The following is an 11650-nucleotide window of genomic DNA, read 5'->3' as shown; positions in this document are numbered from 1 at the left end:
CCGCCAACGACAAATCGGCCACCTTGAAATCGATGCCGTTTCGAACCTCAGGGGACAGTGCATTTTCGGTCGTCGTCGTCATCGGAGATCTGAATCCTCCTGTCGGCAAAGGGATCAACCCCGCCAGTGGACTTGTGGTTCTTAAATCGGTCAAATCAGCCTCGTGTCGTTCTTGGGTTTGCGGGTGCCGCCACCACTTCGGACAACCTGGTGGCGCTTAGCCGGGCGCATGATGACTCGCGCCAGGCCGTGATTCGCAGCTAGTTCGACGCAAGGCGCACAGTCGCGCCGACCGGGAAGATGAAGCGGCAGTAGATAAGTCCGAGAAGTGCCGAACACATGGACGGCTAGCTTGCGATCCACCGATCTGACCGAATCGTCGAGGGGACGCATCGTTGAGTAGCCTCGGCACTGAACGTACACCGTTGCAACTGTTGTACAGAGCAGGAAAACCTGGCAAAGCGCTGTGAGACCGCCAGTGGGACGCGGGCGACCATCCTCGCCGAACCAGGGCAAGTCGCGCCTCGTCTTTGATTTTTTGGGATCAGCTGCGGGGCATAGACATAGATTGCCGACTCAGCGTGGTGCCGGGCCAAGCCAACCTCGGGGACTTCGAAACTTCTTATGCAGAAAGCACTTCCGATCACCATCCTACTTCGCCGCCTGTGGCGGTCGTCTGATCGAGCCGCGAATCGAATAATCGCCGCCAGCAACCGAAATACGGTCAGTAACCCGTCGGTGAGGCTCACTGACTCGCCGGCCGCCGATGCGCTATCGGGCTCCACTATCCGGCTGCCCAAACCGTCCTTCGGTCCCGTCCGTCTCTTCGTGGACCAGCAAACAAGTCCTCACAGCCACCGTACAGCAAACTGGTAGCCGACTACTATAGTAAATGTAAACTATTTCCTAGTATCACTATGGGAAGTGGTCGACGACGGCAGGCTGCGCCAGACTTGGATGACGCACCGGCTGACGACTCTGGATGGCAGATAACAATGCGGGGGCGCCGCGGCTTATTTTCAGGAGGTCGTGATCAGCATCGACATGTGGACCGGAGAAAACCATGCGAGTCTGGCCACGCATCGGGCGGCAGTGACGGCAGGCGACGACGTTTCCTGATGGTTGCGCACGTAACGGCCACTCTGCCCAATATCGGTCTGCACCAGTGGGATTGGTCAGAGATCGGTCCCTTGACGCGTAATAATGTCTTGCCTCTGCCCTTATCTGGCATCCGAAAGCTATTGGTCGAGAACGTATTCCCTGTGGCACCGCACCGCCGCGGGCTGATGATGCGGCCTTCCACTCGGCTACGTCGGCGTGTGATTCTCTCATCGCAATCCTTGGTCTAGGACTCCATGCTGGAAAGGTGAACCATCTATGGCCCGTTCGCATCACATCTCGGACTGGGATCCCGAAAACGCCTTAGCCTGGGAGGCCGGCAATAAGGCAGTCGCCCGTCGCAACTTGCTATGGATCGTTGCCTGCGACCACATCGCCTTCGGTATTTGGACACTTTGGCCGGTGATGGCGCTTTTCATGCCCCAGAACGTGTACGGGTTCACCGCCGCTGACAAGTTCTTGCTGGGAGCCACCGCGACACTGGTCGCGGCGTGTCTGCGTATCCCGTATTCGTTGGGTATCGCAACCTTTGGCGGGCGCAACTGGACCGTGTTCTCGATTGTTGTGTTGCTGATCCCGACCGTCGCCACACTCGTGCTGTTGGCGCACCCGGGCTTACCCCTATGGCCATATTTGGTGTGTGCGGCGCTGACCGGTGCCGGGGGCGCCAATTACGCGGCGTCGATGACGAACACCAATTCGTTTTATCCCCATCGGCTCAAGGGCTCAGCACTGGGATTCAATGCTGGGGCCGGCAATCTCGGGGTTCCGATGATCCAATTAGTGGGGCTTCTCGTGCTCGCAATCGCCGGCCAGCGTCAACCGTACTGGGTGTGTGGGCTTTACCTTGTACTCTTGACCGTCGTCGCGCTCGGGGCAGCACGATTCATGGACAATCTTGATCACCCTACCGAGGTGAGTCACCTGCGCTCGATCCTCTCAGAGCCTGACACCTGGGTGCTCGCGCTGCTCTACCTGGGCACCTTCGGCTCGTGGATCGGGTTCTCGTTCGCCTTCGGTCTGGTGCTGCAGGTCAACTTCGCTGCGGCCGGACAGAGCCATGGACAGGCGTCGCTGCACGCCGCGGAGTTCGCGTTCATCGGGCCGGCATTGGGGTCACTGGCACGTATCTATGGCGGCAGGCTTGCCGACCGCATTGGCGGCAGCCGTGTGGCCCTCGCGGTATTCGCCGCCATGGCGCTTGCTACCGGCCTTTTGGTCACCGCCAGCACCCTCGAGGACCACAACCAGGGTCCCACGACCGCCGCCACGATGGTGGTGTACGTCGGCAGCTTCATGGCCTTGTTTATTCTGTCGGGAATCGGCAACGGATCCGTGTACAAGTTGATTCCGTCGGTCTTCGAGGCGCGCAGCCACCGGCTCAACGTCGGGGAGTCCGAGCGCCGTCACTGGTCTGATGCCATCTCGGGCGCTGTAATCGGATTCGTCGCCGCGTTCGGCGCCCTCGGCGGCGTGGGAATCAACATGGCGCTACGCCAGTCCTACCTGAGCACCGGCACAGACACCACGGCGTACTGGATCTTCTTGGGTTTCTATATCATTGCCGCCATCCTCACCTGGAAGCGATACGTGGGTCAGTCGGCCTCGACAACGGCCGAGCAACAGAAAGCCCCTACGCAGGAAGCAATGTCACCGCGATCCCCCGATGCGCGATTTATCCGCTGACACAGGTTTCGCACGCGGGGGCCGGTCTCGTTCGGGCAAATGGACATAGAATCCGCGTCCATGCCCTAAAAGCAGTGTGCTCGTTGCTATCTGGGCATTACGAGCGCACGCCGCCCGTGCCGACGTGCGCCGTCAGGTGCCCGCTCTCGCTAGGCATGCACTGCAGGCGATTGTCTGTGCTGTTCGCGCCGATGCAGAGCAGACTGGGCTCGAACCGACAAGTCCCGCAGTCATGGGATGAAGCTGGTTTGGCTAGCGGTACAGGTCGTTTCTGCGATGAAAGTTCTCACGAACTAATCGCACGGCGACGTCAGCGACCGGCGTGTTCGACTCCTGAGAGAGTCGCTTGAGCAACTCGAATGCTCCTACGGCACCGATTCCGAACCGCTGCATCAGCATGCCCTTGGCTTGCCCGATGATGTCGCGGGAAGCCATTGCGGCGCGGAATTGTTCGTTGCGCTGCACGATGTTCCAGGCCAGCGAGAGAAGAGTGGCGAAAGTGAGCCCTACTTCCAGCGACTCGTCGTCGAATGCGTGAGTTTGACTGGCATATAGGTTCAGCGCGCCCGCCGTGTGTTTAAACGCAAACAGCCGAAACGACAGCACTGAACGGATCGGCGTCCGCTGGAGAGCTTCACGGCGGTAACGAGGCCATCGGGCGTCAGCGGCGAGGTCATCGATTCGGATTGTGTGTTGGTCCCATGCGGCCGACAAACAAGGGCCTTCGCCTTGTCGCTCCTGGATCCCGTCCAGCACGGTCGGGTACTGGTCCGTCGCCGACGGCGTATCGAGGTACCGGCGCGTGGCGATCGTGACACCGGCATGCTGTGCGCCGGGCACTGATTCGGCAGCACCGTGAACCAGGGCATCCAAGGTCGGGCGCCCGTCAGCCGGCATGTTCTGCTGCAGGTCCCGAACCAATTCAGTGAGCCGAAGGAGCTCATTGGGTTGGTTCATGTCGATCCTCAACAATATTTCGCTTGCCTGTTGTGCAGCAGGCCCCTAGTTGCAGATCGCGTCTGGGCAAACCGCCGCGCCGCATAGCCGAATGCGTTGCCAAGCTTGGACATTTTCTCGTTTCCATCCGGTGCCCGCTCATCCCGCAGCTCGGAAGGCGCGGTGACTACCGTGAGAGGGCCGCTGCAAATCATGGCGGTTCGATTCATTGGGACAATCGGACAGCTGTGCCCGCAGACGCTCCAGTGCGGCGGTAAGAATACGGGACACATGCACCTGAGAGATTCCAAAATGCTGTGAAATCTCGGATTGGGTCAGGCACTGGTAGAACCGCATCTTCACGATCAGTTGTTGGCGCTCGGGAAGTTGGGCGAGCAATCGGGCCAGTGCCATCGTGTCCTCGACGGCGCTATAGCGGGGATCGTCCGCTCCATTGCCCGGTCCGATGCCGTCCTCGGCGCTCCTGGACGCCCAGCCTGCCGCGTCGAGGGATGCTGGGTGATAGGCGTATTCGACCTCCATAGCGCTGCTGACAGCTTCTGGCTCCAAGTCCAGTTCCGCGGCCAACTCGGCGGCGGTAGGTGCACGGCCAAGCCGTTGCGAGAGCGGCTCCGTCGCCGCCCTGACCCGTCGGTGTATGTCTTTTATGCCCCGTGGCACATGCATGCCCCACGCGTTGTCACGAAAGTACCGCCGCACCTCGCCCACGATGAAGGCAAAGGCCAACGACAGGAAGCTCCCCTTTGCGGGGTCGTATCTGTCGATAGCCTTGATCAAACCGATCCTCGCGACTTGAAGCAGATCCTCGCTAGGCTCACCGCGCCCGACAAAGCGGTATGCAATCCGATCGGCCAGTGGCAAACAGCCCACGATGATCTGGCGGCGCCACTCATGGCGCTCTTCGTCGGTGTCGGCATTCACCAGATATTCGCATAGCCGCTCGACATTGACGTGATCGCGGTCATCGTTCGGTGTGGTGTCAGGGAGCTTCGTTCTGGAACTCGGGGTCGCGGCAATCGGAGAAATCTTTGGGCTCATCACGCTCCTTAAACACGCCGCCGGGACGGAGACAAAGCAGAATCGGCGCAAACGTCGACTCCGTCGTGTGGTAGACAGACCCGTCTACAGCCCGTCGTACTGCGTGGTAGACCGACTTGTATACGGCAGACCCCGTAAGGGTAGACAGATCTGTCTAGGGCGTGTCATACCCTCGATTCATCGGCTAAAACATGAGAGGGCGACGGGGGCATCGGAGGACGCACTGTGCAGCTACCTGCTTCTTTGGAAATGTGAGAAACCCTGGTGAATGATGAGCTCTTTGGCAGCGGCCCGACGATTGAATTCGGCTCCGCTTCACAGAATGTGGTCGCCACGCTGGTGGCAAAGCGAGGGTGCGAACACGTTCCCGGCGGGTCCGTTTCATGAGGTGGTTTACGGGCATCCGGCCACGCGTGCGCCGCTCGCATCAGATCTTCGACTGGAACCCGGAAGACACACAAGCCCGGGAGGACGGCAATAGCGTCATTGCCCGGGGCAACATGGTCTGGTCGATTGCGAGCGATGATCGGATTCGCCGACTCGATCGGCGCGTTCGGCGGCTTCGTTGTCGAGGTCGTGTAGCGGCAGTCCTGCCTAAGTGCCCGTACCGAGACTCCCGGCATCATGGGTTGTTTTGGTGTGGTCTTCGTCTTTACTGATGCCGAAGCGGGCCACGCACCGAATGCGACTGACCACGGACCAGATTAAGACGAGGTTTCCCTGAAAGGTGTTTGATGGCTGAGCCTCCCCCCTGGTTGACTGCGCTCTCATGGGCGGCTTTGGCGTTGGCCGTTGGGTCGGCGATCGTGATCATGATCGATATCTACGCTCGCGGCTACCGGCAGCGGATGCGCATTATGGAGGCGGTCTGGCCGGTAACCGCACTGTATTTCGGGCCGGTAGCGGTGTGGATGTATTGGCGCTACGGTCGCCCGAACAGCTCTCGGTGGCTCCAACAACGAGGGCTTGACCAGGCGCCCGACAAGCCGAAGTGGGCCACCATCGCCATCGGGGTCAGCCACTGCGGTGCAGGATGCACGCTCGGCGACATCATTGCGGAATTCGCGATATTCGCCTTGGGTTTGAAGCTGCTCGGCCGCGCTCTACTGCCCGAGTACCTCGGCGACTACGTTGCCGCGCTGGCATTGGGTGTGGTGTTTCAGTATTTCGCAATCGCCCCGATGCGCGGTATGGGCTTCCGCGACGGCATGGTGGCCGCGGCTAAGGCTGACGTCTTGTCGCTTACCGCGTTCGAAGTGGGGCTGTTCGGCTGGATGGCCGTGATGGCGTTCGTGTTGTTCCCATCCCCGCCGCTACATCCCGACACTCCGACATACTGGTTTCTGATGCAGATCGGAATGATCGTCGGGTTCGCCACGGCGTGGCCGGCGAACGTGTGGCTGATCCGGCGAGGAATCAAGGAAGCTATGTAGCGGACCGGCACTCGTCTAGCTCTCGGGGTCGACAACATCGGCGGGCACGACCCGATCGCGCCAAACTAGCTGAACTGCAAGAGAATCAGTCGTTGACGATGATCGGGATCGCGACGCCCGGCGCACTTGCTCGCGCTGATGTAACCGGTGAGTCCGAGAGCAATCGCATTCGATGGGAAAACGGCAGCGTGACTGCGCGGTACGCCGGGCGCCGGGTCCGATTACCGGATCCGGTCGCGCGCTTCGCGCAGGTTGGCGGGCGACGACAGCACCGGCACAGACTACCGATGCTGCTCAATGAGCCAGGCTGCCATCGGCTTCACTCGTCTCGCCGCATCCCGATCACCCTCGGCGGCACACACAATGCTGCCCTTGATCAAGCTGTTGAAGGCCCATGAGAAGGCGCGCACGTTGCGTAATCCTGCCTTCTTCGCCCGGCGGGCAAAAATTGCCCGGATCTTCTCTAACTGGGCGCCGCATGCCTCGCCGACACGCCCTTCATCGCCGACTTCGAGCAGGATTTTGACGAACGACCACGCCTCGTAATCGCGCCGCCCGCGAAACCACACGTCGAGCACGTCGAACGTTGCCAGCAACTGCTGTGCGGGGTCCGCGCTGCTTTCTGCGGGACGGCGATCGATCACTTCGTCGGTCCATAGTTCCTCGCGTTGAACAAGGAACGCCAAGACAAGGTCCTCCTTTGAGGGAAAGTACTTGTACAGGGTCGCCTTCGCGACACCGGCCTTGGCCACGATTTCGTCGACGCCAACGTCGGCGATTCCGCGTCGAGTGAACAAGTCATACGCAGTGGCCATCAGGCGTTCCTGTGCGCTCGGCGACTTACTGGTCGTCATGTCGTACACCTTCCGCGTGGTGACCTCACCATACAGAGCTAAAGACAAACGAGTTTCCCTCGACCGCTTCATCATGAAAAGATTGTTGCTGTACCGAAGTAGGCCAATTTCGGGGCAGATCCTCGGGACTCCACGAGACAGCGCGTTATCCAATGGGAATGGCCGTGCACCCTATACCGGTGATGACCAGCCAATTAGTCGCCGTCAGGGAAGTTCGAGTGGCCCGTGCGATCGACTAGGATACTCCGATGTGCCGCCTCGAGGTGGTCTTGCATTCTTGTAGCGCGTTTTCTGGCACAGGACGAATTCCACACTGTGCCAACAGTTCTGGCACGATCGGCCAAACGAGTTGAACTCCAAGTTGTCTTCGAGTTTGTTAACGGTTCCGCCAAGGTGAAGGCACGCAAGTGCCTGTCGGCTGGGAAGCGTCCTACCGCGGGCAGAGCTCATGACGCTGTCTAGTAGATCGGTCAGACGCCTTGGGATGCTTGTGCAGCTTCACCGGTTAAATAAGGTCATTCGGCTGGCCAATACGCTGAGGCCGAGCAATCGACCACCTCATCGGTTCCGGCGCAGTCGATTTCGATGGTAACGCGCCGGCAACCAGGTCTGCGCCCCGCGGCGCCGTCTTAGGTTAATTGCCGAGCGCCGCGGCCAGATCTGCGGTTGGGGTTGTGGCGACGGACATCTGGTTCTCCGTGGGGTTGCGCGATTTATATCGACCGTGGATTTGGTAGCGCCATTTTGGGTGTGCCGTTTTTAACGTGTACCGCGTGGGTGCCGGGTTTTTTCCGCAGTTCGGCCAGCAAGGCGTCGAGGTGGTCGGGATCGGTGTGCCAGTGCTTGACGCTATCGGGGTTTTCCGCCATGTCGGCCACGACGCGTTGCAGGTTCTCGGGTGAATCGCTGTCTTTGAGGTTTGTGCCGTCTTCGGCCGACGTATTGCGTCCCTTTCCGCCGGCACCGGGTACGGCACGAGGAAGCGCGGCACCGAGCGCGCCGCCGGCCATACCGGCCACGGCCATTCCGCTGAAGAAACTTCCCTGGCTTACCGCGGCCGCCCCGATGGCGTCCTCCGAGGTGCCCGACAGCACCGCGGCGACGGTCCTGATTGCGGGGGTTGCCACGGCCCAACTCGGCGGAACCGCCAGTCCTCCCACGAAGCCGGCCTGGCCGACACTCGCCGATACCGCTGATCCCACGGCAGGCGCGGCTGAGCCAAGCCCCGCCGCCGCAAGACCTGCCCCGGCCTTCACGGCGACCGTCATGTCGCCCAGATGCCGCGCCCCGATCACCAGCCCCATGATGGTGGTGATCAGGACGTCATTAGCCGGCAGGATCGCTTTCGGTATGAGCTCCACATTCCCGGCGATCTTCGCCAACGAAGATGAGTTCAGGTTGCTGAGGAAACTCGCCAACGACGAGGCCGGCGACGTTGGAGCCGCTGCGGCGGGAGCTGCCAGGCTTCGCAGCGCATTCGGTGTCGCGGACGTCAGCTGCGCCAGGGTCGACTGGGTGTTGGTCCCAGCCGAGCTGCCGACGGTCTGGGTAACCGCGGCGGCTTGACCCGCCGGACCAGCCGGGTTGGTGTTTTGCGCGGGCGGATCAAACGGCGACACCGCCGAGGCGGCTGCGGATTGGCCGGCGTAGCCGTACATCGCGGCGGAATCTTGAGCCCACATGGCGGCGTATCGAGCCTCGTTGGCCGCGATCGCCGCGGTGTTCTGACCGATGACGTTGGTCGAGATCAGCGACGCCAAGTCGGCGCGGTTCGCTTCGATCACTGGCGGGGGTACGGTGGCCGCAAACGCGGCCTCGTAGGCGGCGGCCGCCGCCCTGGCCTGGTTTGCGGTTTGCTCGGCTTGCGCTGCTGTGGCGGTGAGCCAGGCCGCGTACGGCGCGGCCGCGGCGGCCATGCTCGCCGATGACGGACCCAGCCATGCGGTGCTCAGCCCCGAGATTACCGAGGAATAAGAAGCAGCGGCCGAGCGCAATTCGGTGGCCAGCCCATCCCATGCCGCACTGGCGGCCAGCATCGAGGCCGATCCTGGACCCGTGTACATGCGGGCGGAGTTGATCTCGGGAGGCAACGCTCCGTAATCCATTGCTAGCCTTCCTGGTTCGCCATGAGAGCGGCGGTGGCTTCGCTCCGCAACGGTGGTATCGCGCTGGCGGTGTTCATTCGTCGGCCTCGGGTATTACGCCCTCGGGTATCACGAAGATGTTGGCCGTGGTGGCCTCTTTAACCGCGGTGGCCCCGCCCATGCCCGCGGACCTGGCCGCGGTACCGCCGGTGCCGACCATGGCGCGGCCGGCAAGGCTGGACAGAGCCATGTTGCCGACCAGGCTTCCCTGGCCGTCGGCGGCGAGCGCGGCAGGAGCGGCGCTCAGACTGCTCTCTGGCAACGTTGCGACAACCGTTCTGATGGCCGGCGCTTCTGATGCCCAGCCTTGCGGCACCGACATTCCGCCGACGAGGCCCGCGCGGCCCATTCCCGCTGAAATTGGTGCGCTGACCATGCGCGGTGCAATCCCGTCCGTCACGAGTCCGGCCTTAGCCTGGGCTTTGGCGAAATTCTCAGACGCCCTGGTCAGGTTCGCCGCGGCTTGTGGCGTCAGGTAACTCTGTATGCCAAGGAGATAGGGAACACCGGGAATGGTGAACAATGATGCGGGCGACAGCGGCCCCGTGATGAAGCTGTCAAGCGACGAAAGAAGCGACGGTGGAGCAGCAGCAGCAGCGGGCGGATCTGCAGCCGCCATGGGTGCGGCGAGGCTTTGCAAAGCCTGAGGCGTCGCCGACATCAGTTGCGGCAGCGACTGCGTCTGGGTACCGGCCGCCATGCTGATCGCGTGAGCGGTCGCCGCGGCTTGACTCGCAGTTCCATCCGAGTTCGTGGTCTGCGGCGCCGGGGTGAATGGTGTCAGCTGCGATGCCATCGCCGAGGAACCGGCGTAGCCGTACATAGCGGCCGCGTCTTGAGCCCACATCTCAATGTAGTGGGCTTGAGTGGTCATGATTGCCGGGGTGTTTTGCCCAAAGAAATTCGTAGCAATCAGTGCCATCAACTGTGTGCGGTTGGCCGCGATCACCGGCGGGGGAACCGTTGCGGCGAAGGCGGTCTCATATGCCGCGACAGCCGCCTTGGCCTGCAGGGCGGTCTGTTCCACCTGCACAGCGGTGGCGCTCATCCACGCCGCATATGGGGCGGCCGCCGCTGCCATCGCGGCCGACGAGGGCCCCTGCCATCCGGACGTTAGCCCGGAGATAACCGACGTGTAGGACGCGGCGCTCGAGTGCAATTGCACGGCCAATTCATCCCAGGCTGCCGCGGCTGCCAGCAGGGGCCCGGGCCCGGGCCCGGTATACATGCGACCTGAATTGATCTCGGGCGGCAACAGCCCAAAATCCATCTAGCACTCCCCTCTGGCTGGCCTCGGCGATCGCTGAACTCCTCAATCGTGTTATTTCCCTGGGGTTTCTAGCCGTATACATGGAGAACGCTGTCAATTGGCTGCCAGCGACTTACGCCAGAACGGCTACCGTCTCCAATCAACGCGGCATCAGCTAACCCGGACCCGGATTACTCGCCGGCGGTGCAAATACCAATGCCATTGGGCGCCAGCACTACTGGGCCGAAAACGTCACGCCGAACAACTCGACGGAACGGCCGCGCTCGTCGGATGGACGCCGCCGGGCGATACATGCCTCAGCGCTCGAAAGCCTCGCGACTCTCTCGGTGTGCTCGTCACCGGCTGCACAGGAGAGGCATCCCCACTTTTGGGGCGTGGGGCGCTGCATCCGATGCCTAAGCGTTCGTACAGCCGGAGCATCTCGATCCCGCCTACATCAACAAAGATCGTGAGTTCGGGCCGTTGACTGACGCATTCGAGGTTGGTCGCATCGCGGTAGTACAGACGCCGGTGGTGAACAAGCCTCTGTCCTGTGGCGTGCGCTTTTCCTCCGGCCGCGATCCAGGCATTGTTGGCGCCCGTCGCAACCGCTGCCGCGAACGGGCCCGTTTCCGGCCATTGAGCACGGGTACTTCGCACCCATGGTCGTTCTCATCGCACGCCGCACGATGGCTCTCTGGCGAAGTATTCTGTCGTCCCCGCCTCTCACCCTGAACGGCTGGTTGGCTTTCAATCTGCCTCGCACGGTGACCGCAATTGGGCAATCGGTTCTCACGGGCCTAGTGGCGGTGCATGTCTACGTCTTCACCACCGAGCCCAGTTTGCCCGGTTACTTCGCCGTGTACTCAGCGGTGCTCATCACCGGTTGTGTTATCGCAGCTGGTGCCATGTTGCTCGGTCGCAAAGCCGCTGTTGCGCAGGCCGGTTGGTATCTCGGCAGCTTGGTATGTCTGGGCTTTCTGGCGACCTATCTGGTCAGCCGGTGGTTCACGCGGCCCGGCCTGGAAGCCTTGACCGGTCGATGGGACTTCGCCTCCGGAACATTGGCGATGGCGTTCGCCGGGGCCTTCATCGCGGTGCACGCGACGATTCTGTCCGGTATCAACGTGGCCCACCCGCGGCAGCGGGACTGGCGCGACTGAACGGGGT

The 11650-nt window shown here is 61.9% G+C and carries 9 protein-coding genes; 3 read left to right on the top strand and 6 right to left on the bottom strand.

Features of this window, described 5'->3' with window-relative positions:
• Window positions 1-82 (bottom strand): hypothetical protein (locus A5782_RS27230; RefSeq protein WP_369815593.1); only part of this gene is annotated, 82 nt, incomplete at its 3' end.
• 1295 nt (window positions 83-1377) lie between these two features.
• Between A5782_RS27230 and A5782_RS06975 the strand changes: the two genes are divergently transcribed.
• On the top strand, window positions 1378-2805 hold the full coding sequence (locus A5782_RS06975; RefSeq protein WP_067096950.1) for a NarK/NasA family nitrate transporter: 1428 nt from the start codon (window positions 1378-1380) through the stop codon (window positions 2803-2805).
• Between the two features lie 252 nt (window positions 2806-3057).
• Here A5782_RS06975 and A5782_RS06970 read toward each other — a convergent pair whose 3' ends face one another.
• Window positions 3058-3762, bottom strand: a complete 705-nt coding sequence (locus A5782_RS06970) for a GAF and ANTAR domain-containing protein (RefSeq protein WP_067096947.1) — start codon at window positions 3760-3762, stop codon at window positions 3058-3060.
• 138 nt (window positions 3763-3900) lie between these two features.
• Entirely contained in the window at window positions 3901-4800 is a 900-nt protein-coding gene (locus A5782_RS06965; protein WP_067096944.1) for a SigB/SigF/SigG family RNA polymerase sigma factor, read from the bottom strand.
• Window positions 4801-5534: 734 nt separating this feature from the next.
• Here A5782_RS06965 and A5782_RS06960 point away from each other — a divergent pair.
• Window positions 5535-6233, top strand: a complete 699-nt coding sequence (locus A5782_RS06960) for a DUF4396 domain-containing protein (RefSeq protein ID WP_067096941.1) — start codon at window positions 5535-5537, stop codon at window positions 6231-6233.
• A 281-nt stretch (window positions 6234-6514) separates the two neighbouring features.
• On the opposite strand, the gene A5782_RS06955 is transcribed toward A5782_RS06960, so the two are convergent.
• The 3 genes from A5782_RS06955 to A5782_RS06945 all read right to left on the bottom strand — a co-directional run bounded on the left by A5782_RS06955 (window position 6515) and on the right by A5782_RS06945 (window position 10501).
• Entirely contained in the window at window positions 6515-7087 is a 573-nt protein-coding gene (locus A5782_RS06955) for a TetR/AcrR family transcriptional regulator (protein WP_067097069.1), read from the bottom strand.
• 713 nt (window positions 7088-7800) lie between these two features.
• On the bottom strand, window positions 7801-9192 hold the full coding sequence (locus A5782_RS06950) for a PPE family protein (protein WP_067096938.1): 1392 nt from the start codon (window positions 9190-9192) through the stop codon (window positions 7801-7803).
• A 73-nt stretch (window positions 9193-9265) separates the two neighbouring features.
• Entirely contained in the window at window positions 9266-10501 is a 1236-nt protein-coding gene (locus A5782_RS06945) for a PPE family protein (protein WP_067096935.1), read from the bottom strand.
• Window positions 10502-11142: 641 nt separating this feature from the next.
• Between A5782_RS06945 and A5782_RS06940 the strand changes: the two genes are divergently transcribed.
• Window positions 11143-11643, top strand: a complete 501-nt coding sequence (locus A5782_RS06940) for an oxidoreductase (protein WP_067096932.1) — start codon at window positions 11143-11145, stop codon at window positions 11641-11643.
• Window positions 11644-11650 lie beyond the last annotated feature (7 nt).

It is taken from the genome of Mycobacterium sp. 852002-40037_SCH5390672, assembly GCF_001665875.1.
In the GTDB taxonomy this organism is placed as follows: domain Bacteria; phylum Actinomycetota; class Actinomycetes; order Mycobacteriales; family Mycobacteriaceae; genus Mycobacterium.
The sequence above is the reverse complement of the archived record's forward strand: the minus strand, read 5'-3'. Positions and strand labels throughout refer to the sequence as shown.

Bases quoted from the DNA above. Each gene is read 5' to 3' on its own strand.
- A5782_RS06975 (WP_067096950.1), top strand. From the start codon at position 1,378: ATGGCCCGTTCGCATCACATCTCGGACTGGGATCCCGAAAACGCCTTA.
- A5782_RS06970 (WP_067096947.1), bottom strand. From the start codon at position 3,762: ATGAACCAACCCAATGAGCTCCTTCGGCTCACTGAATTGGTTCGGGAC.
- A5782_RS06965 (WP_067096944.1), bottom strand. From the start codon at position 4,800: ATGAGCCCAAAGATTTCTCCGATTGCCGCGACCCCGAGTTCCAGAACG.
- A5782_RS06960 (WP_067096941.1), top strand. From the start codon at position 5,535: ATGGCTGAGCCTCCCCCCTGGTTGACTGCGCTCTCATGGGCGGCTTTG.
- A5782_RS06955 (WP_067097069.1), bottom strand. From the start codon at position 7,087: ATGACGACCAGTAAGTCGCCGAGCGCACAGGAACGCCTGATGGCCACT.
- A5782_RS06950 (WP_067096938.1), bottom strand. From the start codon at position 9,192: ATGGATTACGGAGCGTTGCCTCCCGAGATCAACTCCGCCCGCATGTAC.
- A5782_RS06945 (WP_067096935.1), bottom strand. From the start codon at position 10,501: ATGGATTTTGGGCTGTTGCCGCCCGAGATCAATTCAGGTCGCATGTAT.
- A5782_RS06940 (WP_067096932.1), top strand. From the start codon at position 11,143: ATGGTCGTTCTCATCGCACGCCGCACGATGGCTCTCTGGCGAAGTATT.